We start from the raw sequence: 24,076 nt of genomic DNA, 5'->3' as shown, positions 1-24,076 counted from the left end.
GACCTGAGTGGCCTGACTGTACCCGTACAACGACTCCCACGGCATGCCGAACCCGAATGCCTTCACCTGAGAACTCATGACTCACTCCCTTGATAAAGCGCGCGGAACCGTCAGTTGCAGACAGGCCCCTTGCACGTAGAAGTTACGGGTCCGTACAAACGATGCTTGTCTGGTAGCGCCTTCCAAGTGTTCTCTGCGCGCACAAAATTGGCTGCAGTGGGCTCCTCCGGACGCCGGTGTGATGAGTGGAACCTGTATGCCGACGACGAGGTGCCCTGCCTCCTCACCACACCCGTCGGCCAGCCCGTTTCACCCTTCAGCAGAGGATGAAAGAGGCTCACTGAGCCAATCGAGATGACTGCTTACGGGTGGTCATTCTCAACGGGCGACTGAAAAGCATCGTTTCTGCGGCCGCATGGCCTCCCGAATTGCCCTCCGGCATTGGAGTGAGATGTCGTGCCTCGTTGCCCCTGTGTGGTGTTTGATCAGGCGGCGGGCAAATCTCTGCCACGTCTCTCTGAGCTCTTGAGGAGTAGCTATGCGTTCTCTGGCCGCGTCTGTTCTGGCCGTGGGTATTCTGCTGGGCGGCGCCGGTGCCGCGCTCGCGAACGACGGCGTCGGAATCGGAGGCTTCTCCGAGGGCAGCGGCGGATTCAGCTCGCACTGCGCGGCGACCGGTGTTCCGGCCGTGTACGGAACGATTTTCACCGCCTCGTGTTCGGACAAGGGCTGGGGAGAGGGCGCTGAGGGCGCCTACCTCGGCATTCACTGACCCGTACCGACGCCGGGCACCAGGTAATGCCGGGAACACCCCACGCATTCCCGTCTTTTGCGCGGCTCTCGGAAACAGCCCGCCCTCGCCTGCGAGGGCGGGCCCGTTGCTGATGAGCTCCCACGCCCCGCGGAAACGGCGAAAAGAGCGGCCAGTGACCATCACGGCCCGCGCGAACACGCAGCACGCTCCTGCCATCGTCAGTCCGCGTGCTCCTCGTCGGTCTCGCCCCGCCGGTCCGTGCCGGTGCCGGCTCCCTGGCGTTCCCTTCGCAACGTGCCTCCTGACGCCGTGACGGGGGATCGGGGGCGGCCGGTATGTGTCGGCGCTCAGGCGTGGCGCCTGATGGTCCTCCGGATCCAGTCGGCGTAGGCCGGCACGTTCATGTAGAGGCCCGGCCCGGCCGAGCACGCGACCCCCGGGACACCGGGACCCGAGGTCGTCCCGATGAGCTCCCACCGTCCCTGCCGGTCCTTCTGGAGCTGCGGCCCGCCGGAGTCCCCGAAACACGCCATGGCCCCGGGCACACGGCTGACCGTGCACAGCCTGGTCCGGCCCGCATAGCCAGGAGCGCACTCGGCCTCGGTGCCCCTGCGCGTCTCGAGCTCCTGCAGTCGCTCCGCGAACTTCAGTCCGGTGTCGATGGTGGTTCCGAACCCCAGGATCCGTGTCGGGGTGCCGGGCCGCCCGACCCGCTTCGCGATCCGTACGGGCTCCTCGGTCACCGGGCGATCCAGACGGACCAGCGCGATGTCATCCTGGTTGGCCGCCTGCCCATCACCGTTCACATAGCCCGGGTGGACGACGGTGCGCACGATGGCACGGACTGTCCCACCGGACTTCCGCTCCTCGCTGCCGATCCGGACGATGCCCTCCAGTTCGAGCCCGTCGCCCTGCACGCAGTGAGCCGCGGTCAGTACCCACTGAGGATCGATCAGCGACGCCCCGCAGTTGCCGTCGTGCACCCCCTGCTCCGGAGCCGATTCCGGGATCGCCGCCATGAACGGGTAACGCTCCGTGGAATCAGTTCCGTTGACGATCGCTCCGGCTTTGTCGGTCATCAGGGTGGTGCACATGGCGACGGCGAGAGCACCGACGGCGGTGGTGCGCGCCGCGCGGCGGCCGACGGACTGCAAGCTGAACATGGGGGCCTTCCCGTAGGAGTCCGGTGGTGTCCGTCCACCCTGCTCGCTTCAAGATCCACCGGACCATCCGGGAAGCGGGCCGAGCTCAGTGGGGGTACCCCCCTCGTGTTCCTCGGGCGAGTGCCGGGGGTTAACCCCCGGCACGTACCAGGGACGACCCCTGGACGAAGTCGGTGGACCACCCCAGCGCGGTCCGCCCCCCAGCGCACGAAGATCACTTCATCGGCGCGGAAAGCCGCCGCACGCAAGGAGCGATCAGCATGCACGGGTACAGGAAGAGGACCGGCCGGCGAGGGGTGCTCGCCCTCACGGGAGTGGTCGCCGCCACGACGCTGGCCACCACAGTGGCTTCCGCGGCACCGGCCGTACGAGCGGCCTCGACCACACCCATCACCTCAGCCGTCTCGATCGGCACACCCGCCACACCAGCCGTATCGGCCGATCTTGTGGCAGCAGGCCGGGAAGCAGCTGTCGTACGGTCCCTGGAACGGGTCGCACACCCGCTGAGTGCCACGGACCCCGGCGGCCGGACCGCGGATCTCCGAGGGCTGAGCAGGATGGTCGGGGACGCGAAGGTGGTGGGTCTTGGCGAGGCCACGCACGGTTCGCACGAGTTCTTCGCCATGAAAGAACGCCTCTTCCGGTACCTCGTCGAGGAGTGCGGCTTCACCACCTTCGCCCTGGAGATGAGCTGGTCGGCAGGGCTCCGGATCGACGAGTACGTCCAGGGCGGGCCCGGCGACCTGCGGCAGATCGCGGAGGAGACGCTGGCCGGATCTCCCTGGGAGCGCGAGGAGTTCGTGAGCCTGATCGGCTGGATGCGCGAGCACAACCGCCACCACCCCGATCACCGGGTCCACTTCACGGGGGACGACCTCGGAGCGCCGAAGCTCGGCGACCCCCTCTTCGAGCGCGTGCTGTCGTCCGTACGCGAGACCCGGCCGGAGGCGCTGCCCCGGCTCACCGAGCTGTACAGCCGGCTGCGTCCCTTCGACGACGTGTTCTCCTACCTGCGCAAGCCGGTCGCCGAGCGCCGGGAGAACGCCGCACGCGCCCAGGAGGCGTTCGACCTGGTCGCCGGGCACCAGAGAACCGACGGCGACGACTACGCCTGGACCGTGCAGCACGCCCGGAACATCGCGCAGACCTTCGCCTTCGCCACCGTCGACCTCGCCGACCCGGCCTCGGTCACCGCCGCCGAGCGCCTGCGCGACCAGGCCATGGCCGACAACGTGCTGTGGTGGCAACGCCACACCGGCCACAAGATGCTGCTGTCGGCCCACAACGGCCACGTCGGATACCTGTCCACCCATCCGGACACCTACCCGCGGACCCAGGGTGCGGTACTGCGCGACCGCCTGGGCCGCGACTACACCGCGATCGGCTTCAGCTTCGCCGCCGGCTCCTTCCTCACCAAGGACACCTCCCTCGACGGGGACTGGAAGCCGGTCACCGTCCCCGCCGCGCGCCCCGGCATGAACGAGCACACCCTGGACCGCGTCCGGTACCGGGACTTCTACCTCGACCTGCGGACCGCACCCGCCCCGGCCCGCGCCTGGCTCGACCGCGCCCGCCCGGTCTACGACGCCGGCTCGACCTTCACCCCGAACCCCCTGCCCACCCTGGCCCTCGGCCGGGCCTACGACATCCTCATCCACCGACACCGGGTCCGCGCGGCCGACAAGCTCGAATCGCCACCGTACGAACCGGCCGGCTGAACACGCCGGACTCGACCTCGTCGGTGACTTCCTCGCCGGCGGAGCGCCGCGTTCTGTGGTGGGCATCGCCGAGGCGCGCTTCGGCCGCCGTCCTCAGGTCTCGGCGTTGTCAGTCGACGTGCCAGAGAAAGCGGTGGGTGTGAATCGCGAAGTAGGGGAAGCTCTCCACCGACGTGACGCCCTCGACGGCGCGTACGACGTCGTTGACGAAGTCGAGGAGGTCGCGGGGCTGGCCGCACACCACCTCGGCGAACAGGTCGAAGCTCCCCGCGGTCAGAACCGTGTACACGACTTCCTCGTGCCGGGACAGCTCGTCGGCGACCGCCCGGGGGTCGCCGTCGACGTGCACGCCCAGGAGGGCCATGGTCTGCTGCCCCTGGGTCATCGGATCGGTCACGCCGACGACCTGGACGGTCTTGCTGTCGATCAGCCGCTGCAGCCGGAGCCGCGCGGCCGAAGGCGAGAGCCCCACCTTCGGCCCGAGGTCGGAGTAGGGGATGCGGCCGTCGACCTGCAGCTCCCGCAGGATCGCCTGGTCGATCTCGTCCATGGAGCACCTCTCTTTGCATGAACGGCGAGCCGCACACTTGATTCGAGCACAATGACGCATTCACGCGCTCGAATCAAAGACGGGTGGCATGTGCGGCAGGGGCCCGGGACGCGCTGCTGGGCGGTGTCACCGCGTCCGGCCGTGGCCGAGCTGATCGAGGGCCACGTCGAGCATGTCGGCGAAGAAGTCCGCCGCGGCGCTGTCGATGCACAACGGGGGCTTGATCTTGAGGATGTTGAGGTGGTCTCCCGTGGGCTGGACGACCACGCCGAGGTCGAGCATGCGGTCGCAGAGCTCCGCCGTCTCCTCCACGGCGGGTTCCAGGGTGGTCCGGTCCCGGACGAGTTCGAGGCCGAGGTAGAGGCCCGAGCCGTGGACGGCGCCGACGATGCCGTAGCGGTCGGCCAGCGCTTCGAGCCGGCGCTTCAGATGACCGCCCACGCGCACCGCGTTGCCCTGGAGGTCCTCGTCGCGCAGGGTGTCCAGGACGGTGAGGCCCACGACGCTGGAGACCGGGCTGCCGCCGGTCGAGGAGAAGAAGTAGCCCTGGTCGCGGTACCGGTCGGCGACCGCCTTGGACGTGATGACGGCGCCGAGCGGGTGTCCGTTGCCCATGGCTTTCGCGACGCAGACGATGTCGGGGACGACCTGCTGCTGCTCGAAGCCCCAGAACCACTGGCCCAGGCGGCCGTACCCGACCTGGACCTCGTCGGCGACGGCCAGGCCGCCGTGACGTCGCACCGCCGCGTACACCTCGGCGAGATAGCCGTCGGGCAGGGCGACTCCTCCGGCGTTGCCGTAGAAGGTCTCGCCGATGAACGCCCCCGCCGGGCGGCCGGAGGCGGCCAGCTCGTCGATCACCGCGACGGCCTCGGGCCCGTAGCGGACGGCGTCCTTCCCACGGTGTCGGCCGCGATAGGAGTTGGGCGAGTCCACCGTGTGGACCCAGCTCGGACGGGTGGCCAGGGCGTTCGGGTTGTCCTGGAGCGAGGTGGACACCGCGTCGGAGGCGTACGTCCAGCCGTGGTACGCCTCGCGCAGGGCGACCACGTCGTGCAGCCCGGTCGCGCCCATGGCGAGCCGGAGACCCAGATCCACCGCCTCGGAACCGGAGTTGACGAGGAACACGGTGTCCAGGGGATCGGGGAGGAGGGCGGCGAGGCGTTCGGTGAACTCCACCACCGAGGCGTAGTGGAAGCGCGAGTTGGTGTTGAGCCTGCGCAGCTGCCGGGAGACCGCCTCCTCGACGCGGGGGTGGGCGTGGCCGAGCGGCGTGACGTTGTTGACGATGTCGAGGTACGAACGGCCGTCGGTGGACAGCAGGTGGTGGCGCCAACCGCGTTCCATACGGGGCGGGTTGGCGTAGTAGTGCCCCTGCACGGTCGCGAACACGGCGTCGCGCCGGCCGAGCAGGTCCTCCTCATGCGTATGGTCGGTGGCCGGGAGTCCCAGGAGCGGGGCGGGGTCGGCGGTCAGTGCGAGCCAGCCGGGGGCGTACTCGGGGCGGACCAGGGGAGGAACGGCCGGGCCGTCGGCGTCGCGCAGCGCGACGCGGAGCACGGCGCCGGCGGGGAGGGAAGCGAGGTCCTCACCGGCCCGGACCGAGGCACCGGACGAGACCGGGGGAGTGACCGTACGGGGGAAGGCCAGCGTCAGTACCCGTCGGCCGTACGCCATCTCCACCAGGCCCGGCGTCGCGGCGAGGACCCGCCCGGCGGCAGGGGCCTGCACCGGCGTGTCCCGGCCGAGCCGCAGGTCGATGCCGGTGGGCACCGTGGCCGCGGAGACGGCCGACAGCGCCGGCGTGCGCGTGAGTCTCGCACGGGCGTAGTGGGTGGCGGCCGCGACCGCCCCGCCGACCAGTGAGGCTGCCGTCAGCCGGTCCTCGGTGTCCGGTTCGAGCCAGGCGCCCCGGTCCAGGCTGTCCGCGTCGATGGACAGGTCACAGCGGACGATGACTCCGTCGGCCGCGAGGCCTCGCAAGAGGGGGAACTCGGGTACGTCGGCCCCCGCGGGTGCCTCGGCCAGTCCGATCGCGTCCCTGACGAGATGGGTCATCACGGGCAGCGGGACCTGGGTGGCCTGCTCGAACACGCGCCATTCGCGATCAAGCGCGGCGGTGACGTAGGCGTTGTCCGCGTCGACGGCGGCCTGGTGCCGGCCGCTGGCGACCAGACCGGCCGCGCGCAGTACCACCAGCGGCCACAACGCCTCCGCCTCCGCCGGAGAGAGCGGCCGCATCGCGTGGAAGGCGCGGACGGCGGGCAGCACGTGGTGCGGCTCGACCCCGTCGTGGTGGAGCACGGACGACAGACACACCGCCAGCTCGCCGATCGCCCAGCTCGTGGTCAGGTCACCGAAGTCGATGACGCCGTCGGGCACGGGCACGCGGGCATCGGGGCAGCGGATCAGGTTGTCGTCGGTGAGGTCCAGGTGCACGGCCTGCGACGGCAGTTCGGCGGCGACCTCCTGGACCCGGGCCCAGGCCTCGGCGGTCGCGGCCTGCACGGCGGCGCGCTCTTCGGGCCCGCCGATGTGCTCGGCGAGCCCGGCGATGACGCGGTCGGCGTGGCGCGGGTCCCACTGCAGGACGCGGTCGAGGCCCGGGTGCCGGAAATCGCGCAGGGCGGTGCTGACCTTCGCGGCGACCGTACCCATGGCCGCCACGGTGCTCGGGGACAGGTGCCGGGGTCCCGACAGCGCGCCACCGGGCAGGTAGCGCAGCAGCCGCGCCACGGCCGGCCCGCTCTTGGTGTCCACCGTCGTACGGCGGGGGGAGCCGTCGGGGCGGCGCAGGACGGTGGCGACGCGGAGTTCCGGGTGGGCCGACGCGATGAGGTCGGCCGCGGTGTCCTGAGCCTCGATCTCCAGGACGCCGAACGCGGGGTTGGCGATCTTCAGGATCGCCAGGGGCGTTCCGTCCTCGGCGTGGACCAGGAAGTTGGCGTCCTGCTGGCTGCCCAGCGCCTCCGCACGGGCCGTGACGCCGAGGAGCTCGGCGGCGACGCGTGCCGCCTCGGCCGGTGTCACGCGCGGTGCGGGAAGTGCGTCCTCGGCGAAGAAGTCGATCGTGCGGTGCGCGTCGTGCGGCAGTGGCATACGGGGTTCCTCGGCTGATCGGGGCGTCGTGGGTGGCGAGGCGACTTCTCGAACAGTGCCCCGTCCGACTGTTTCAAGCACCATGGCGCATCTTCGCGCGCGAATCAAGTGTCGCTACGCGTGAATCACGCGTCACGTCGGTCGTGGAGTCAGCGCGGCTGGGGGCCGGTGGGACGCGTCGGCGCCGGAAAGAGAACCGCCCCGACCGCGAGGCAGGGCAACCTCGGACAGGACGCGGTCGGGGCGGAGCGGGTGGGACCTGTGGGCGGTGGGCGGTGGGAGGCGGGGGAGGGCGGATCCCCGTGGGTGGGTGCCGGTGGTACGGCGTCGCGGCGAGTCCGCCGGTCCGGTGGCTGTCCAGGAACACCGGGCCGGCGGAAGACCTCAAGCCGCCGAGCTGATCGTCTGCGGTATGCGCAGCGGTGCCGCGGTGGCCGCGACGACGTCCTCGGCGGTGACGCCGGGTGCGAGTTCGACGAGCGCGAAGCCGTCCGGGGTGATGTCGACGACGGCGAGGTCGGTGATGACGCGGTGGACGACGGACCGGCCGGTGAGCGGGAGGGTGCAGGTGTCGACGAGTTTGGGGGTGCCGTCCTTGGCGGTGTGTTCCATGAGGACGATGACCCGCGCGGCGCCGTGGACGAGGTCCATCGCGCCGCCCATCCCCTTGACCATCTTGCCGGGGATCATCCAGTTGGCGAGGTCGCCGGAGGTCGAGACCTGCATCGCGCCGAGGATCGCTGTGTCGATGTGGCCGCCGCGGATCATCCCGAACGAGAGGGCGGAGTCGAAGAAGGAGGCGCCCGGCAGGGTGGTGACCGTCTCCTTGCCGGCGTTGATGAGGTCGGCGTCGAGTTCGTCCTCGGTCGGGTACGGGCCCACCCCGAGGATGCCGTTCTCGGACTGGAGGACGACCTCGACGCCGGGCGGGAGGTGGTTGGGGATGAGGGTGGGGAGTCCGATGCCGAGGTTCACGTAGGAGCCGTCGGTGAGCTCCAGGGCGGCGCGAGCCGCCATCTGGGCGCGGGTGAGGGTCATCAGGCCTGGTCCTCCTGTCGGACGGTGCGGCGTTCGATGCGTCGTTCGGCGGCGGGGTCGCCGGGGATGGTCCGGATGACGCGCTGGACGTAGATGCCGGGGAGGTGGATCTCGTCGGGGTCGAGTTCGCCGGGTTCGACGAGGTGGTCGACCTCGGCGATCGTGGTCCGTCCGGCCATGGCGGCCAAGGGGTTGAAATTGCGGGCGGAGGAGCGGAAGACGAGGTTGCCGTGACGGTCGCCGATGGTGGCACGGACGAGTGCGTAGTCGGTGGTGATGCCGTGCTCCAGCAGGTGCGGGCGGCCGTCGAAGTCCCTCGTCTCCTTGGCCGGTGAGGCCACGGCGACCGTGCCGTCGGCCGCGTACTTCCAGGGCAGTCCGCCTTCGCCGACCTGGGTGCCGGTTCCGGCGGGGGTGTAGAAGGCGGGAATGCCCGCGCCGCCGGCCCGGAGCCGTTCGGCGAGGGTTCCCTGCGGGACGAGTTCGACCTCGAGTTCTCCGGCGAGGTACTGGCGGGCGAACTCCTTGTTCTCGCCCACGTAGGAGCTCGTCATGCGGGAGATCTGTCCGGCGGCGAGGAGGAGTCCGAGGCCCCAGTCGTCGACGCCGCAGTTGTTGGAGACGATTCTGAGATCGCGTGTGTGGCGTTGCCACAGGGCGTCGATGAGTGTGCCGGGTATGCCGCACAGTCCGAAGCCGCCGACCGCGAGCGAGGCTCCGTCGGGGATGTCGGCCACCGCCTCGGCGGCGCCGGCGACTGTCTTGTCCAGACCCATACGGACCCTTTCTCTCGGGCCACCGGTTCCGCCTTCGCTGGCCGGAACCGGTGGCCGATACAACCGGATGGGCAGCGAGCCTAGGCAGGCCGCAGGGGCGCGACCATGGCTGTCGTCCACACATCAGCCCTGGTGGAGGTGGTGGTGACCACCTCCCCACGAGCCTTGCGAGCGTCAGGCCGCGCAGCCGGAATCCGCCACGACGTAGTAGCCGGGCGCGGTCTGCTTCAGGGTGTGTGTCGTGAACGTGTTCCACAGCCCCATGGCCTGACCCGAACCCGTGGCGTAGGCGTAGCCGCCGCTCTGGTAGGCGCGGCCGGCGGCCACGTGGTCGTAGTTGCTGGCCGTGTGGCAGGTGGGCGTGTAGCCGGTGGTCGTCGCGCTCACCGGGGTGGAGACGGCCCCCACCGTTCCGGCCGCGTCCACGGCGGCCACCGTGTACGTGTACGTGGAGCCGGTCGCCAGGCCCGTGTCGGTGTAGGAGGCCGACGCCGTGGTGCCCACCTTCGTACCGCCGCGGTAGACGTTGTAGGAGGCCGCGCCGGACACCGCGCCCCAGCTCAGCGTCACGGTCGTGTCGGTGGTCCCCGTGAGCGTCAGCCCCGTGGGCGCCGGCAGACCGCCCGGGGTCTGGCCACCGCCGTCACCCGCGCCGTCGAGGCCCCAGAAGAGGGCGGTGTGGTAGCTGGAGCAGATCGTGTCGAGGTAGTACGTGCCGGCGGTGCCGCACTGCTCCGGGCCGCTGCCGGGGTCGACCGCGAGGCCGTGGGCCATGCCGGAGATGGAGTACAGCTGGACGGCGGGCTTGCCCGAGGCGTCGTCGTACTCGGTCAGCGTGGTGCCCCCGCTGAGGCTCTTGGTGCGGGAGGGCGTCTGGCCGATGCCCCACACGTCCGTCCACTGGTCGAGGAGTTCCGTGGCGTTGGCCGGTTTGACGGTGGTGTCCGCGGTGCCCTGCCAGATCGCCACGCGCGGCCAGGAGGTGGTGCCGGCGGGCGCGGCCGACCGTACGAGATCACCCCACTGGGCGGGCGTCTTGTTCGGCGGGGAGTACATGCAGGTGTACGCCGCGCTGAGCGCGGTCGCGCAGTACGCGGGCAGTCCGGAGTCGATGGAGCCGCCGGCGAAGACGTCGGGGTAGGCGGCGAGCAGGTTCGCGGTCATGCCGGCGCCGGCGGACAGGCCGGTGATGTACACCCGCCGTGTGTCACTGCCGTACAGGGAGACGGCCTTGTCGACCATCTGCTTGATCGACAGCGCCTCGCCCTGGCCGCGCGTGCTGTCGCCCTTCTCGAACCAGTTGAAGCAGGAGTTGGAGTTGTTCGCGCTGGTGGTCTGTGGGAAGACGAGCGCGAAGTCGTAGGAGTCGGCGAACTTCGGCCAGCCGGAGTTCGCGTAGTAGTCGCTCGCGCTCTGCGTGCAGCCGTGCAGCGCGACGACGAGCGGTGCGCCGGCGGGCAGGCCGTCCGGTACGTACGTGTGCATGGTCAGGTTGCCGGGGTTGGAGCCGAAGCCCGTGACCTGGGTCAGGCCGGCGGCGGACGCCTGCGGGCCGACGGCCACCAGACTTCCGGTCAGGGCGAGGGCGCCCGCGGCGGCGGTCAGCCAGCGGCGGACGCCGCCGATGACGCGGCGGCCCTTCGGGGTGCGGAGCGGGGGATGCGACTGTCCCATGGCTGATGCCTTCCGGGTGGGGGGAAACAAGGAGGGGACACCGTGGCGACTGCGGCTCGCGCCTTCGGTGTGGCGTGAATCATGCGGCTTCGGCATCGGCACCGACATGGGCGGGACACCCAGGCTTCACACGGAGGCAGTGTGACGGGCGTCCATGGCCCGGCCCGCGAACGGACGAGTAGGGCAGGGGAGTTCGCGCACCAGGACTCCGTACGGTCGCGCGGCGGGATGGTGCCCGGATCCACCGGGTGTCCGCTGACGGTGGGCGCCGTATACATGTCCAAGGGCGGCGGGGGCGACCGCGCCGGCCGGTGGCAGCGGTCAGGCGACGAGGCCGAGCCGCGGGCCGCCCCGGTCGTGCAGTCGTCTGAAGAAGGCCAGCACGCCCGCGGAGCCGCCGGCCCAGGTGGCGCTCGACCGGGCGAGACCGGTGTCCGGAAACACGGGCCGGGACCAGGTGCCGCCGCTGCGGCTCAGGATGAGCAGGGCGACGGTCTCGGCCGCGTCCCAGAACTCCTCGGACGCGGACGCCTCTGCGACGTCCACCATCAGGTCGCCCACTCCGGCCAGTCCGCAGCACTGCGTGACCAGCGGCATCCGCGGTGCCAGTGCGGCGCAGGCGCGCGCGGCTTGCTGGGCGAGGTCGAGGTACCCGGGCTCCTCGAGGTGTTCGGCGGCCCGGACGAGTACGGTTCCGATGCCGGCCAGGCCCCGGCACCACGAGCCGTAGCGGCGTGTCGCCCCCGGCTCGGCGGCCGCTGCGATGATGTCCGGTGTCACGGCGGCCAGGCGTGCGGCGGCCTTCTCGGAGCGGCTGACCGCGTCAGGGTCCCCGGTCGCGTCGCTGTACTCGAGCAGGAAGCAGGTGATGCCTGCCTCGCCGTGCGCGATGCCCTCGTGGAGTGCGGCGCTGCCGGCCGTGTCCGGGCCCGTCGGGGTCAGTCGGGCGGTGCCCGACGCCAGCATCCGGTCGCAGTCGGCGGCGATGGCGAGGTGTCGGTCCGCGGTGTGTCGGTGACCGGACCGGAGGGCGTGGCGGGCGAGCAGCAGCCGGCCGAGGCCGATTCCGGCGGCGCCCGCGATCAGGTCCGCCTCCGGGGGCCCGCCGTCCGGTGCGTGCTCCGGCAGGACGGGGTACCCGGACCGCGGCGCCGCGTCCGTCCCCGTCCCGGCCTCCGCGAGGAAGAGTTCGACGCCGGTTCGCCCCGTGTAGAAGCCGGGTGGCAGGTTCCTGGACTGTTCCGCCGTCCACCGCGCCAACGCGGCGACGGCAGAACGCACGTGGGGCCGGTGCGCATGGTGGAGGAGTTCCAGTCCGATTCCCGAGCTGCCGCCGTAGACGTCGATCGAGGTCGGGACGTTCAGCTGTGCGGCCTGTACCGGGTCCACGATCGCCTGCGCTTCACCGACGCAGAACGAGGTCGTGTGCTCGATGATCTCCTCCAGCAGGTCGCTGTCGATCCGGGGGCGCGCGGGCCGGGGTGAGGTGACGGCCGTGCCGCTGCGCAGGCGGTCGGCGGCGGTGGTCCGTACGGCCGGGTCGAAGCTCAGGAGGCCGGTGATCGACGACCGGATCTCCCGGTGGGCGCGCCCGGGCAGCGCCGATGCCAGGCAGGCCAGGGTCCGGTCCCGGTTGACCCCGTGGTCGGTGTCGACGATCACCGGGTCCATGCCGGTGGCGGCGAAGAAGAAGGTCGCACCGAGGGCGTAGTAGTCGTCGGCGGGGGCGGCCGGTCCGGTCGCGCGCAGAACCGGCTCGCTGTATCCGGGGGTGGCTCCGCCCGGGCCGGCGCCGTCCCACTCGCTGATCCCGAAGTCGATCACGTGGCAGTGGCCCGGGCCCGAGTCGTCGAGCACGACGTTGTCGGGCTTGAGATCGCGGACGACCACGTCCCTGCCGTGGATCGCGTCCAGGACGCGCAGGAGCCGGGAGGCGAGGTCGGACAGGGCGCGCGCCGGCCGGGTGTCGTCGTCCCGGTAGGGGCCGTTCCGCAGAACCTCCCTGCGCAGGTCCCGGTCGCCGCAGCTGCTCATCACCAGGTATTCGTCCGACTGGTGAGCGAAGTAGTCCAGTGCGCGGGGCACGCCCGCGATGCCGTCGAGCGCGGTGAGGACCGTGCGCTCGTTGCGCAGCCGGTGGCGGGCGTCCGTACCGGACTCGTCCTCGCCCACGAAGGCCCTCGCCTGTTTGACCACCACCGGTCGTCCGAGAGTGCGGTCGAGCGCGCGGTAGACGTTGCCCCGGGGCGCACGCGCGATGCCGGCGGTGACCGTGTAGCGTCCGCCGCCGAAGCCGGCCGCGGACGGCTCGTCACCGTCTCCGGAGTCGCGTGCGAAGGGGTCCTCGGCCCAGGGCGGGCACCTGTAGCGGCCGACGGCCAGGCCGTCGAAGATGCGGCCGTCCGGTCCGGTCATGATGGATTCGAGCCGCCCGCTCCGGCCGGTCCGGTAGTCACCCGTGAAGGGGCCGTAGCGGTAGTAGACGGGGGCCTTCGGGTCGACCCGCCGATCGCTGACGACCCGAGGGCCCTCCCGGTCACGCAGTACGGCGGCGAGTTCGCGGCCGACCGCGACCACGGTGTCGGCCAGGGGGTAGACGGTGATCGCCTTGCCGACGGCTCCGGCGCTCACCACCCCGGAGTTGAGGCGGCGCAGCGTCTCGGGGTCGCGGGCGAACTTCGCATGGCAGACGTGTCGGGACAGCACCGGCAGGACGAGCCTGGTGACGGCGTCGAGGTCTCCGGGACGGGCCGATACGTGCAGTTTCCAGCCGTGTTCCATCACCGGCATCCGCGGATCGTTCAGATACGACCATGTGCCGTCGGACCAACCGCTGCGGCCGGTGATGGAAACGGCCACCGCTACGAGTTCAGGTCACAGGCGAAGCGCGTGGTGGCGGTCACCCAGGGGTCGGAGAGACACGCCGAGTATTCGCGGTCGCTGCGGTCGTCGTCCTCGAACACGATCGCCTCGTCGTCGATCTCCAGCGGACCCGCGTCGCGAAATCCGTCGGTTTCCAGAAGATCCGGCACGGCTAAGGGCATGTGACGCCTCCATGGTGTGTCGTGCGCTGAGGAGCAGGTAATGGCCGACGTGGGTCGGTGGACCCGCCGGGCCAGGGACTCGCTGAACCAAGGTAGGGAGGGGTGGACTCGCTGACAAGGGGTCAGGTGGGACTGCTCTAGAGAACTGCCGCCTCGGCGCCGACCCCGGCGAAGGCTGCAGAACTCACCCTCGCCCAGCCCCGGGCAGCCCTCAGACGCAGCGGACGCACCTGAGCCTTCGGCACCGGGACCGAACGGCTGATGGCCGGGGGTGGGCCCTTGGCGTCGGGGGCGCGCGAGACGAGAGCGAGGCACTGATGCTCGGGATCCAGCCCCATGTGTCGTCATCGGGCGGCACGAGTGAAGCGCCGTGTCCTGGAGCGTGAGCACTCGTGAGCGCAAGGCCGGCGTCTCCGTCCAGCGGGTCGACTGCGCCCTGACGACCGACAGCCTTGTGCCGACCTCGCTCCCTGGCGCGACCCGGGGTCCCGACCGGACGCCGTCTCCGCGTACAACGACGAATTCCCCAGGTCGGGAAGCCGGTCGGAGTTCGGGCTGTCCGTGTCAGCCCGCGTCCGGGGCGTCGATGATGTTGCCGTCCTTGTCGACCGTGTGCGTGTTCCAGTACACGTCCCACTTGTCGTCGACCTGCTGGGGCACCTTGCCCTCCGGGTAGCGCACGAATCCCGCGGGGGGCTCTTGCTTGTCCGGAACGCAGGCGGAGCCGGTATCGCCCACGGACATGACGGGGTACTCGCCGCTGCTACAGATGTCCTCCTTGTACTCGAGGCCGGCGCATCCGGTGAGGGCCACGAATGCGGCCGCGCTCGCGAGAGCGGCAGCGGCCAGACGCGACGTCTTGGGTCGGGCGGCGGTGGCGGCGCGGTTCGTCCTGCGGGGCACGTGCATGATCGTCTCCAGTCGTTCGGTCTGCCCCACTCTCGTCGCCGGGAAGCCGCCAAGCCCTGAGTACGTGTACTCATAGGCGCCCGCATGGATGCTCAACCTGCCGCAGCCGTCCGCAGGACCGGCGCGCGCGAGCTCTACCAGGTGCTCCGCGAGGCCCTCTTTCTACTGCTCAGTGGGCAGGGTTCACGAAGTGCAGGGCCTCACGGGCCAGTGCGTCCCAGCCGAGCTCGGAGTCGGGGTCCAGGCTGAACCACTCGCGCATGAGCCGACCGTGCCCCGGGTCGAAGCGCTCGCCGTGACCGGCGTCCACCAGCTCGTCGACCCGGGCCCGCGGGAGCTTCACCACCAGGCGGCCCTGCGCGAGCATCGCGAAGATCTTCCCGCCCACCTTGAGGGCAGCAGCGCCGAACTTCCCCTCCCGTCCAGGCTCGTCGCCAGGGACGGTTACCCCGTCCACCTCCGCGAACTGCGCGACCAGCTGCTCGTACCGCTTTTCGGGGGACACTGCCCGCCGTCGCTGCATCGGCTCCTCGACTCATGCCGGCCGGTGCGGGGTCTCCTGCCGACCTCGGTCATCACGGTGACAGTCAGCCTACTGTTGTGCCAGGTCAGACCGGTGCCGGACACACAAGGTCAGCATGGTGGTCCACCGTCCGGACGCAGAGGGGCTCCGGTGGGACGGTCAGCGAGACGGCACGGGGCTCCCGGACCGAGATCGCTTCAGCCCGACGGGTGCCGCTCCGGTGCTGCCCTCCTGGCGCGGCCGGAGCCGACCTTGTAGGTGCGGTGGGCCCGGGGCGTCCTTGACGTGCCAGACGGCGTGTTCCCGGCCCGCTCGGGATCGACGTCGTTGCAGTCGGGCGCGGGCCCATCGTGCCCCTGTGAGGCAATTGCCACGTGCGCCCGTCTGACGGCATCGAGTACGGCGGGGCACCGCGATGTCGGGGCGGTTGGGGACGAACAAGGTGTCCGCCGCGTCGGCCGTTTCCAGACCGGCGACTCCCGGTCCTCCTCACACAGAGGGCGGTCTTCACCGTCCCCCGAGGCGCGGAACACAAGCCGCACTCCCTGTCCGGCGCCGCAATCCTCATGGTCGAGCCCACCGGGACACTGACCGTGGGTGATCGCCACGACGAGGTCCCGGACCAGATGGACTCAACGACCGGACATCCCCCGACGCCTGAACCGACAAGCACGCGCGACGAATGGATGACCAGTGACCGCTTCGGCGAGATCAACGGCTGCGAAACCATAACGCGCGCGAACCTGCGGTCACCGTCCACCCACCGCGCTTCACCGCCCCACCGACGTTCTCCCGGGATCTGAGCCCAGAACGGGGTTCGGATCCCGGGAGCGGCGGTCATCCGGCGGTCATCCGGCGGTCAGTGGGGTCCACTTCTGGTTGGAGCCGCCGTGGCAGTCCCACAGCTGGAGCTGCGTGCCGTCGGCGGTGGAGGAGCCCGGGACGTCGAGGCAGCGGCCGGAGGCGGGGTTGCGGTAGCCGCCGTTGTAGGGCTGCCACATCTGGTTGGCGCCTCCGTGGCAGGCCCAGATCTGCACCTTGGTGCCGTTGGTGGTGCCCCAGCCGGCGGCGTCGAGGCACTTGCCCAGGGAGCGCAGGGTGCCGTCGGTGTAGGCGGACCAGATCTGGTTGGCGCCGCTGCCGCAGCTCCATGTCTGGACGGCGGTCCCGTCGGCGGTGCCGGCGCCGCTGACGTCCAGGCACTTGCCGGCGATGCCGGACTGTACGCGCGCGGGGGCGGGGGCGGGGTTCCTCAGCCAGCCGGCGCTGTCCGCGGCCTGGACGCCGCGGTGGAAGGCGTCGGCCATCTTCCGGTAGCCCGCGTCGTTGGGATGCAGGGGGTCGGCCAGGTCGGCCGTGGTCAGGCTGCTCATGTCGACGAACGCGACGTGTTTGCCCGCGGCCTGTGCGTCGCTGACGATGTGCCGCGTGGCCTGGTTGTACGTGCCCCGGAACCGCTCCTCAGAGCTGCTCGTGGACACGACCAGGGAGGCGACGAGGACGGTTGCGTCGGGGACGTCGGCGGTGATCTGGTTGACCAGCGACTTCAGCCGGGCGATGGCGGTGTCGACCTCGGAGGCCCCTTGGAGGTCGTTGGTGCCGATGTGGAGCGTCACTACGTTGGGCCGGTAGCGGGTCAGCGCGGCGTCGGCGAGTGCGGCGATCTGGTCGATGCGGTATCCGGAGTGGCCTTCGTTGTCGGGGTCGGACATCGAACCGGCCCGTCCCGTGCCCACGAAGTCCACCGGGTGGCCGTCCGCCGCGAGCCCGTCCCACAGCGGCGCCCGGTAGCCGTTGCCCGTACCGCTTCCCACGCCCCAGGTGATCGAGTCGCCCAACGGCATGACCCGCAAGGGCGTGTCGGAGGCGGCGGACGCGGGGGCCGCCCCTGCCGCTGTCACCGCGAGCGCGGCCGCGAGGAGCGCGACCAGGGGGCGGATCCAGGACCTTCTCATGGGGTTCCCTTTCTCGGGGTGGCGCGTCACGGGAGCGTGGTCCACTTCTGGTTGCTCTGGCCGTTGCAGGTCCAGAGGACGACGGGGGTTCCGTTGGCGGTGCCGGCCCCGTTCGCGTCGAGGCACAAACCGGCGTGGACGTTGCGCATCGACCCGTCGGCTTGCGTGGTCCATTTCTGGTTGTTCTGGCCGTTGCAGGGCCAGATGATGACCGGCGTGCCGTTGGTGGTGCCCTGGCCGGAGGCGTCCAGGCACTTGTCGCCGTAGACGCGGATCTCGCCTCCCGCCCACGTGGTCCAGAGTTGGTTGGCGGCGCTGTGGCAGTCCCAGATCAGCGCCTGCGTCCCAGCCGCGGTGGAGGCGCGGTCCACGTCCAGGCAGCGGCCTGATCCGGTACCGCGCAGGCGTGCGGTGGTGGCGGCGATCGGGCTGCCGCCGCTCACCCGGAAGACGGCGACGCCGTGCGCGGGGACGCTCGCCGATATCTGCCCGGACGTGCTCGACGTACCGCCGGTCCACAGGTCGGTCAGGGTGAACTGCCCGCCGGACAGGCCGACTTGCGTGGCCGTGGTGGTGACGGTCGCGGTGCTCCCGCCCCTGTTGAACAGGCCCACGGCGACCGAGCCGTCGGCCAGGGGCTTGGCGAACACCTCGGTGCTGCCGTCGTCGCGCACCCTGCGTCCGCCCGCGCCCAGCCGGTCCTGGTTCACCGCGAGGAGACGCGGGTTGCGCAGGATGGCGCTCACGTCGGCGGACATCGTACGGATGTCGTTGCCGGCCATGAGCGGGGCGCCCATCAGCGACCACAGGGCGAAGTGGGTGCGGGACTCGGTCAGTGACAGGCCGGGGCGGCCGACGACCAGCATGTCGGGGTCGTTCCAGTGTCCGGGGCCGGACTGCGCCGCCAGCGGCGCGGTGATGTCCAGGACGTTGCCCACGCCCATCGGGTAGCTGTTGGTGTTGTCGTTCTGCCAGATGTCGAGCAGGTCCTCGGTCGTCCGCCACAGGTCGGCGACCTCGCCCCAGTCGAACTTGTCGCCGGTGGGGGCGTGGAAGCTGTTGGGGTTGATGCTGTACACGATCGGCCGGCCGGTGGCGCGCAGGGCGTCGCGCATGAGGGTGAACCGATCGACCTGCTCGCCGAGCGTGCCACTGCCGGAACACCAGTCGTACTTGAGGTAGTCCACGCCCCATGAGGCGAACGTGGCGGCGTCCTGGGCCTCGTGCCCCTTGCTGCCGGTGGAGCCTGGGTACGTCCCCACGCCCTGCGCGCACGTGCGCTCGTTGGGCGCCTGGTAGATGCCGAACTTCAGGCCCTTGCCGTGGATGTAGTCCCCGAGCGCCTTCATGCCGCTGGGGAACGTGGTCGGGTTGGCCCGGAGGTTGCCCGCCGCGTCGCGCTGCGGGTCGAACCAGCAGTCGTCGACGACGACGTACTGGTAACCGGCGTCCTTCATACCCGAGGACACCATCGTGTCGGCGGCCTGGCGGACCTGCGCCTCGGTGATCCCGCATCCGAAGCTGTTCCAGCTGTTCCAGCCCATCGGTGGGGTGAGCGCCGGGCTGCCCGGCGCGGCCTCGGCGGTCGTGCGGGCGGAGGCGGTGACGCAGGCGGTGAGCGTCAGCGCGGTGGCCGCGAGGAGATGCCATAACCGTCGGTGCGGGGGAGCCATCAGGATTCCTTCCTGGCCCGCGCAGCGCAAGCCGCTGCGTGGGCCGGATCGGTGGGGGAGGAAGCGGGGCACTGTGCTGCTGACCAGGCGCGCGCGTCAGCGCTGCAGGGTGAGCAGGCCCGGCCGGTTCGGCAGTCGCTGGTAAGGGATGCCCTGCGGTGTGGCGGGGTCGTAGCCCTGGTAGAGGAACTGCAGGTTGCAGGGGTCGACGGTCATGGTCTGGTCGGGGTTGACGCGGACCAGGTCACCGTGGCTGATGTCGTTGGTCCAGGAGGCACCGCTGTTGGCCTTGCCTGCGAAGGGGTTGCTCTCGGTGCCGGCCTGGACGGTCCACGGGCCGTTCAGGCTTGAGGCGGTGAACGAGCGGAAGTAGCGGTGCTCATTCGCCCCGCGAGCCTCGACGATCATGAGGTACTGGTTCTGGCCCTGGAGCTTGTAGACCTCCGGCCCTTCGAACAGGTTCTTCGCCGTGTCGCTCATGACGGTCGTGTACGACGAGCCGAAGGTGCCCGGGAAGTTCCCGATCGGCATGGTCGACTTGTAGATCTTGCCGTTGTCATCGGCGAAGAACAGGTGCATGTTCCGGTCGTCGGCGATCAGGGTCGGGTCGATGGGGCCGGACTCGGGGAGGCTGCCGGTGAACAGCGGCTGCGGGGCGGACCAGCCGTTGGGATCGGTGGGATCGCTGGACGTGCGGTAGCTGAAGGGCCAGGCGGTACCCCACCCGTTCGAGGCCAGTACCCAGATGTTCTTGGGCGCGAAGTAGAACAGTTTGGGCGCCACCGCCGATCCCTGGTTCATCCCGGTCTGAGTGGCCGTCGCCATGTCCGACCAGTTCGTGAAGGGACGGAACGCCATCGTGCCCCACGACGAACCGTCGGAGGTGGTCGCGTAGACCAGGTTCTGGCCGTTGTACGGCACGGTGGTGAAGTCCTTCAGCGCGACCCACCCGTGCGCCGGCTGCGCCAGCGGACCTGTCGAGGTCCAGCGGTACGTCGACGGAAGAGCACACGTGTTGCCCGGCTCGGACAGGCCGGTCCACTTCTGGTTGTCGCCGCCGTTGCAGTCCCACAGCTGCACCGCGGTGCCGTTGGCCGTGCCGCCGCCCGACACGTCCAGGCACAGCCCGGACTCCACGGCGACGATCGTGCCGTCGGCGTTGACCCGCCACTGCTGGTTCGTACCGCCGTTGCAGCTCCAGATCACCGGCCGTGTCCCGGCCGTGGTGGCGTGGCCCGGAACATCCAGGCACTTGTCGCCGTACACGGTCAGCCGGTTGTCGTCCGTCGACGTCCACCGCTGGTTGGTTCCGCCGTGGCAGTCCCAGATCTGCAGGTTCGTGCCGTCGGCCTGGCCGGCGCCCGGCACATCGAGACACCGGCCGGAACCGACACCGCGTAAGGCGCCGCTGGTGGCGGCGTGGGCCGGGCCGGCGACGAGCATCGCCGCCAACGCGACCAGGGTCGCGAGCACGGCGGGGAGCGCCGGAGACCGGTGTCCGCGGTGGAGATGGCGTCTGAGCATGGTGACCTTCCGTTCGAAGCATCCGGCGGGCCCCGACGAGTCGGGGGGTCGATCACTGCAACGAGGGGCCTGATTGTTCGAAATCTCGAACGATGTGCGACAGTTCGACCAGAAAATAGATTTCGGGCTGAGGCTCCGTCAATGTTTCCGACGAGTTTCGTTCCGGCGCGCGCGACCCGAAGAGCGAAATAGCCTGGCCGTCACACACGTTGACCCGCATACGGAGTGGGTGCCGTTGACATGCGCGCCAACCGTGACCGGTAATTCGGCCTGTTCGGTATATCGGTTGTTCGAGGCGCGGGGGCGGTCCGGCCCCCGGGGTTCCGCCAGGCGTTCGCGGTGGTCGGCCACCGCCTGCGAACCGCTGCCTGGAGGCGCAGCGCGTGGCCGCACCGTCAGCCCCGCCGGACCGCCCCCAACTGGGCCCGGTGCAGGTCTGGGGCGGTGAATCGCTGCGCCACCGTGCGCAGGACGCGGGCCATCGCCTGGGCCGGTGGGGTGGCGGGGCGTGCCGCGGCGCGTGCGAGGAGGATGCGGCGGGTGGGGGCCGGGACGTCGGAGGCGAACGGCAGGAGGCGTACGTCACTGCGTCGGCTGGTGAGAGCCAGACGGGGTGCGAGCGCGATGCCGAGACCGGCGGCGACCATGGCCTGCGCCTCTTGGTAGTCGTGCGACGAGTAGGCGATGCGCGGTTCGAATCCCGCCTGGCGGCAGCTTCGGCGCAGGACGTCGGCGACGGGATGGTTGTCGGCGCGGATGATCCACTCCTGGTCGGCGAGATCGCCGAGGCGCACGGAGGGACGCGTGCGCAGGGGGAGTCGGCGGGGACGACCAGCACCGTGGGGTCGTCAAGGAGGTGGGTGACGGCAAGCGCCGGATCGTCGAGGCGGTTCCATTCGTAGTCCCAGAGCAGCCCCTGCTCCACCTCCCCGGCGTGCAGCATCGACCACCCGCTGTGGGTCGTGTTCTCCTCCGGCACCACCGGCCTGCCCAAGGGCATCGTCCACGGCCACGGCGGCGTCCTGCTCGAACACCTCAAGACCCTCGGCCTGCACTCCGACCTCGGCCCCGGCGACCGCCTGCTGTGGTACACCACCACCCACTGGATGATGTGGAACCTGGTCGCCTCCACGCTGCTCACCGGCGCCACCACGTGCACCTATGACGGCAGCCCGGCCCCCTTCGCCACGCTCGACGTCCTGTGGGAGCTGGCCGCGCGCCACCGGGTGACCGTCTTCGGCACCAGCCCCCAGTACCTGCTGGGCATGGCCAAGTACGGCATCGACCCCTCGGCGCACGACCTGTCCTCGATCCGCGTAGTCGGCTGCACCGGCTCCGCCCTGCCGGCCTCCGCCTACCCCTGGGTCCGCCACCACGTCGGCGACCACGTCCTGCTCGCCTCCGTCAGCGGCGGCACGGACGTCGTCTCCGGCTTCGCCGGCAGCGCCCCCACCACACCGGTCTGGGCAGGAGAGCTCTCAGCACCCCACCTCGGCGTGGCCCTGGCCGCGTACGACGCCGAGGGCGTCCCGATCGTGGACCAGGTCGGGGAGCTGGTCGTCACCCGCCCGATGCCGTCCATGCCGCTGTACTTCTGGAACGACCCCGACGGAACCCGCTACCGCGACGCCTACTTCTCCTCCCACCCCGGCGTGTGGCGGCACGGCGACTGGATCACCGTCACCGGACACGGCTCCGTGATCGTCCACGGCCGCTCCGACAGCACCTTGAACCGCAACGGCGTACGCCTGGGCAGCGCCGACATCCACGACGTCGTCGAACGCCTCCCCGAGATCACCGAGGCCCTCGTCATCGGCGCGGAAGAACCCGACGGCGGCTACTGGATGCCGCTGTTCGTGGTCCTCGCAGCCGACGCGACCCTGGACGATCCGCTCCGCGAGAAGATCAAGGAGGCGATCCGGACGGGTGCTTCACCCCGCCACGTCCCCGACGAGATCCTGGAAGTCCCCGGCATCCCGCACACCCGGACCGGCAAGAAGCTCGAAGTCCCCGTCAAGCGCCTCCTTCAGGGTGCCCCGGTCGAGCAGGTCGTCACCCCGGCAGCCGTGGACGCCCCCGACCTCATCGACTACTTCGCCCGCCTGGGCGCCGAACGCCGGGGCCGGTCGACATGACAGCCGCGCAGTGGCTGGAGCCGTCGGGCTCGTACTCGGACTGGCTTCCGGCCCCATCGGGGTGGCCGCCGCCATCGGGCCGGCACTGCTGATGACGGCGGCCGCAGTGGTCCACCTGCGCCACGGCGACCCGCCCGTGCGGACCCTGCCCGCCGCCGTCCTGGCCCTGACGGCGGTGGCGTACGCCGGGGTGGCGATCGGTACCGGCTGACGGCCCGCAGCGTGCGCCGTTTCGCGTGGGGCCCGTCGATGCCTGAGGACTCACGCGTGTGGGAACTTCGTCGGCCGCACCGACTGCGAGATCCGCAAGGCCCGCGAGGACTGGACGGCCGGCGACCGCTTCGGCAGCGCGAGGCGCCTGACGGGCGAAAGCTCAGCTCAGGCGCCTCTTTTCGGTTCGACGACCGAGAGGGTGGCCCGATCCGCCTCGGCGTCGTAAGAGACCATGGCCAGGACCGTGCCGTCCGCGGACCAGGACAGTCCGCGGTCGGCGAGCCGGTGGTCGCGGGGGACCCGGTAGTGGACCGCTCGTGCGCCGTTGACCAGAGGATGGAGGACGACCGAGGCGCCGTTGACCCGGGCGATGTGCGTGCCGCTCGCGAGGTAGGTGCCATCGGGGGAGGCGGCCACCGCTGTCGGTGCCTGCCCGGTGTGCCACACCCCCTTGCCGGACAGGTCTGCGGTCGCGAAGCCGTCGACGCGGTCCTGCGATCCGGCGGCCGTGTAGAGCGTCGTCCCTCCGGGGCTCACCGCGAGGTCCGTGAGGTTGCTGCCGCCCCGGTCCTCGCGGACGCCCGGGACGAGGGCGCCGTCCTTCATCTCGTAGACCCGGATGTTCACCGGGCTGATGTGGGGCTGGCTCGCGACGAGGGTCGCCGACGTCGCTGCCCCGGCCGTCGGCCGGCTCGTCGCGAGGAGCGGGGCCCGCTCGAATCTCTGCGGGTCCGTGGCGAGGTCCTCGGGCGGAACCTGCTGGTCGAGCGTCACCTTCGCGGGCTGTCGCGTGTCGTCCAGCCGGCCGATCGCGCCCGTCCAGGCGTCGCATCCGTAGCCGAACCAGACATCGGTACCGGTGCGGACGAGATGGGTCGGACAGGTGTGGGAACCGGTCGGGTGGCGCGCCTTCTCGGTGAGAGTGGCGGTGTCGAGGGCGACGATGGTGTCGGCGGCGGCGAGCGCCACGTAGAGCGTCGAGCCGTCCTCGCTCAGGACGAGGCCGGAGGCCCCGGGCAGGTGCTCCACGGTCTGCCGCAGCCGGCCGTCGTACCCGTAGACGTCGATCTCGGAGTCGGACGGGCCCGTGCTGACATAGACCTGCCGCTGTCCCTGGTCGACGGCGGCAGCGAAATGGGCTGTCCCGTGAATCGGTCCGCCGACGGCGGCCGGTACCCGGTCCGCCATCCCGCCCGCCCCGCTCGTCGCGCCGGCCGTATCCGTCGCGCCGGCCCCGGCCGCGATGATGCCGATCAGTAGGGCCGCTCGAACAGTTCGTCTTGTCATGCTCCGCCTCCTTCGTGTCAGTTGCCGCGTCACGGTGATCT

At 70.8% G+C, this 24,076-nt stretch carries 18 protein-coding genes and 3 pseudogenes; 5 read left to right on the top strand and 16 right to left on the bottom strand.

The genetic code is table 11. The features are described from left to right. Positions 1-538 precede the first annotated feature (538 nt). Positions 539-772: a hypothetical protein gene (locus ACWGN5_RS10775; RefSeq protein WP_453513374.1), complete on the top strand. Its 234-nt coding sequence runs from the start codon at positions 539-541 to the stop codon at positions 770-772. Between the two features lie 329 nt (positions 773-1,101). Here the strand turns inward: ACWGN5_RS10775 and ACWGN5_RS10770 are convergent, their stop codons facing one another. After that, on the bottom strand, positions 1,102-1,917 hold the full coding sequence (locus ACWGN5_RS10770; RefSeq protein ID WP_453513373.1) for a S1 family peptidase: 816 nt from the start codon (positions 1,915-1,917) through the stop codon (positions 1,102-1,104). 557 nt (positions 1,918-2,474) lie between these two features. Between ACWGN5_RS10770 and ACWGN5_RS10765 the strand changes: the two genes are divergently transcribed. Beyond that, positions 2,475-3,635 carry an erythromycin esterase family protein gene (locus ACWGN5_RS10765; RefSeq protein ID WP_453513372.1) on the top strand — a complete coding sequence of 387 codons (1,161 nt, stop codon included), beginning with the start codon at positions 2,475-2,477 and terminating at the stop codon, positions 3,633-3,635. A 109-nt stretch (positions 3,636-3,744) separates the two neighbouring features. Here ACWGN5_RS10765 and ACWGN5_RS10760 read toward each other — a convergent pair whose 3' ends face one another. From ACWGN5_RS10760 to ACWGN5_RS10715, 10 genes and pseudogenes are all read right to left on the bottom strand, one after another. After that, entirely contained in the window at positions 3,745-4,185 is a 441-nt protein-coding gene (locus ACWGN5_RS10760) for an Lrp/AsnC family transcriptional regulator (protein WP_453513370.1), read from the bottom strand. Positions 4,186-4,311: 126 nt separating this feature from the next. After that, positions 4,312-7,284 (bottom strand): aminotransferase, encoded by a 2,973-nt coding sequence (locus ACWGN5_RS10755; RefSeq protein WP_453513369.1) that lies wholly within the window; start codon positions 7,282-7,284, stop codon positions 4,312-4,314. 384 nt (positions 7,285-7,668) lie between these two features. Continuing rightward, the gene (locus ACWGN5_RS10750; RefSeq protein ID WP_453513367.1) at positions 7,669-8,322 is read right to left on the bottom strand and encodes a CoA transferase subunit B; all 654 of its coding nucleotides are present in this window, start codon (positions 8,320-8,322) and stop codon (positions 7,669-7,671) included. Then, the gene (locus ACWGN5_RS10745) at positions 8,322-9,098 is read right to left on the bottom strand and encodes a CoA transferase subunit A (RefSeq protein WP_453513366.1); all 777 of its coding nucleotides are present in this window, start codon (positions 9,096-9,098) and stop codon (positions 8,322-8,324) included. Before ACWGN5_RS10745 ends, ACWGN5_RS10750 begins: the two co-directional genes overlap by 1 nt. Before the next feature lie 174 nt (positions 9,099-9,272). Beyond that, positions 9,273-10,772, bottom strand: a complete 1,500-nt coding sequence (locus ACWGN5_RS10740; RefSeq protein ID WP_453513364.1) for an extracellular catalytic domain type 1 short-chain-length polyhydroxyalkanoate depolymerase — start codon at positions 10,770-10,772, stop codon at positions 9,273-9,275. Positions 10,773-11,093: 321 nt separating this feature from the next. Further along, a complete protein-coding gene (gene lanL / locus ACWGN5_RS10735; protein WP_453513361.1) occupies positions 11,094-13,631 on the bottom strand; it encodes a class IV lanthionine synthetase LanL in 2,538 nt (845 codons plus the stop codon). A 2-nt stretch (positions 13,632-13,633) separates the two neighbouring features. Then, entirely contained in the window at positions 13,634-13,816 is a 183-nt protein-coding gene (locus ACWGN5_RS10730) for an SflA family class IV lanthipeptide (protein ID WP_453513360.1), read from the bottom strand. A 564-nt stretch (positions 13,817-14,380) separates the two neighbouring features. Further along, positions 14,381-14,725 carry an SCO0607 family lipoprotein gene (locus ACWGN5_RS10725; protein ID WP_453513358.1) on the bottom strand — a complete coding sequence of 115 codons (345 nt, stop codon included), beginning with the start codon at positions 14,723-14,725 and terminating at the stop codon, positions 14,381-14,383. 169 nt (positions 14,726-14,894) lie between these two features. Beyond that, positions 14,895-15,230 (bottom strand): hypothetical protein, encoded by a 336-nt coding sequence (locus ACWGN5_RS10720; RefSeq protein WP_453513357.1) that lies wholly within the window; start codon positions 15,228-15,230, stop codon positions 14,895-14,897. A gap of 392 nt (positions 15,231-15,622) precedes the next feature. Continuing rightward, a pseudogene (locus ACWGN5_RS10715) lies at positions 15,623-15,728 on the bottom strand (AraC family transcriptional regulator); the annotation flags it as partial. Here ACWGN5_RS10715 and ACWGN5_RS10710 point away from each other — a divergent pair. After that, positions 15,728-15,895: pseudogene (locus ACWGN5_RS10710) on the top strand (cupin domain-containing protein); the annotation flags it as partial. The pseudogenes ACWGN5_RS10715 and ACWGN5_RS10710 overlap by 1 nt on opposite strands. Positions 15,896-16,096: 201 nt before the next feature. Here ACWGN5_RS10710 and ACWGN5_RS10705 read toward each other — a convergent pair. The 4 genes from ACWGN5_RS10705 to ACWGN5_RS10690 form a co-directional block, all read right to left on the bottom strand. Further along, entirely contained in the window at positions 16,097-17,203 is a 1,107-nt protein-coding gene (locus tag ACWGN5_RS10705; protein ID WP_453513355.1) for a ricin-type beta-trefoil lectin domain protein, read from the bottom strand. Between the two features lie 26 nt (positions 17,204-17,229). After that, positions 17,230-18,876 (bottom strand): glycoside hydrolase family 27 protein, encoded by a 1,647-nt coding sequence (locus ACWGN5_RS10700; protein ID WP_453513352.1) that lies wholly within the window; start codon positions 18,874-18,876, stop codon positions 17,230-17,232. Positions 18,877-18,972: 96 nt separating this feature from the next. Next, positions 18,973-20,400 carry a non-reducing end alpha-L-arabinofuranosidase family hydrolase gene (locus ACWGN5_RS10695; protein ID WP_453513350.1) on the bottom strand — a complete coding sequence of 476 codons (1,428 nt, stop codon included), beginning with the start codon at positions 20,398-20,400 and terminating at the stop codon, positions 18,973-18,975. A gap of 395 nt (positions 20,401-20,795) precedes the next feature. Further along, positions 20,796-21,194, bottom strand: coding sequence for a LysR substrate-binding domain-containing protein (locus tag ACWGN5_RS10690; protein ID WP_453513347.1), 399 nt, complete (start codon positions 21,192-21,194; stop codon positions 20,796-20,798). A gap of 150 nt (positions 21,195-21,344) precedes the next feature. On the opposite strand from ACWGN5_RS10690, the pseudogene ACWGN5_RS10685 reads away from it, so the two are divergent. Together ACWGN5_RS10685 and ACWGN5_RS10680 are read left to right on the top strand one after the other, a co-directional pair. After that, positions 21,345-22,535, top strand: a pseudogene (locus tag ACWGN5_RS10685) (acetoacetate--CoA ligase); the annotation flags it as partial. Between the two features lie 10 nt (positions 22,536-22,545). After that, positions 22,546-22,746, top strand: coding sequence for a DoxX family protein (locus ACWGN5_RS10680; RefSeq protein ID WP_453513344.1), 201 nt, complete (start codon positions 22,546-22,548; stop codon positions 22,744-22,746). Between the two features lie 167 nt (positions 22,747-22,913). Here the strand turns inward: ACWGN5_RS10680 and ACWGN5_RS10675 are convergent, their stop codons facing one another. Beyond that, positions 22,914-24,035 carry a hypothetical protein gene (locus ACWGN5_RS10675; RefSeq protein ID WP_453513343.1) on the bottom strand — a complete coding sequence of 374 codons (1,122 nt, stop codon included), beginning with the start codon at positions 24,033-24,035 and terminating at the stop codon, positions 22,914-22,916. Positions 24,036-24,076 lie beyond the last annotated feature (41 nt).

This window comes from Streptomyces sp. NPDC055815, assembly GCF_053616475.1.
This window is presented reverse-complemented; position numbering and strand designations above follow the sequence as displayed.

Bases quoted from the DNA above. Each gene is read 5' to 3' on its own strand.
- ACWGN5_RS10775 (WP_453513374.1), top strand. From the start codon at position 539: ATGCGTTCTCTGGCCGCGTCTGTTCTGGCCGTGGGTATTCTGCTGGGC.
- ACWGN5_RS10770 (WP_453513373.1), bottom strand. From the start codon at position 1,917: ATGTTCAGCTTGCAGTCCGTCGGCCGCCGCGCGGCGCGCACCACCGCC.
- ACWGN5_RS10765 (WP_453513372.1), top strand. From the start codon at position 2,475: ATGGTCGGGGACGCGAAGGTGGTGGGTCTTGGCGAGGCCACGCACGGT.
- ACWGN5_RS10760 (WP_453513370.1), bottom strand. From the start codon at position 4,185: ATGGACGAGATCGACCAGGCGATCCTGCGGGAGCTGCAGGTCGACGGC.
- ACWGN5_RS10755 (WP_453513369.1), bottom strand. From the start codon at position 7,284: ATGCCACTGCCGCACGACGCGCACCGCACGATCGACTTCTTCGCCGAG.
- ACWGN5_RS10750 (WP_453513367.1), bottom strand. From the start codon at position 8,322: ATGACCCTCACCCGCGCCCAGATGGCGGCTCGCGCCGCCCTGGAGCTC.
- ACWGN5_RS10745 (WP_453513366.1), bottom strand. From the start codon at position 9,098: ATGGGTCTGGACAAGACAGTCGCCGGCGCCGCCGAGGCGGTGGCCGAC.
- ACWGN5_RS10740 (WP_453513364.1), bottom strand. From the start codon at position 10,772: ATGGGACAGTCGCATCCCCCGCTCCGCACCCCGAAGGGCCGCCGCGTC.
- ACWGN5_RS10730 (WP_453513360.1), bottom strand. From the start codon at position 13,816: ATGCCCTTAGCCGTGCCGGATCTTCTGGAAACCGACGGATTTCGCGAC.
- ACWGN5_RS10725 (WP_453513358.1), bottom strand. From the start codon at position 14,725: ATGCACGTGCCCCGCAGGACGAACCGCGCCGCCACCGCCGCCCGACCC.
- ACWGN5_RS10705 (WP_453513355.1), bottom strand. From the start codon at position 17,203: ATGAGAAGGTCCTGGATCCGCCCCCTGGTCGCGCTCCTCGCGGCCGCG.
- ACWGN5_RS10700 (WP_453513352.1), bottom strand. From the start codon at position 18,876: ATGGCTCCCCCGCACCGACGGTTATGGCATCTCCTCGCGGCCACCGCG.
- ACWGN5_RS10695 (WP_453513350.1), bottom strand. From the start codon at position 20,400: ATGCTCAGACGCCATCTCCACCGCGGACACCGGTCTCCGGCGCTCCCC.
- ACWGN5_RS10675 (WP_453513343.1), bottom strand. From the start codon at position 24,035: ATGACAAGACGAACTGTTCGAGCGGCCCTACTGATCGGCATCATCGCG.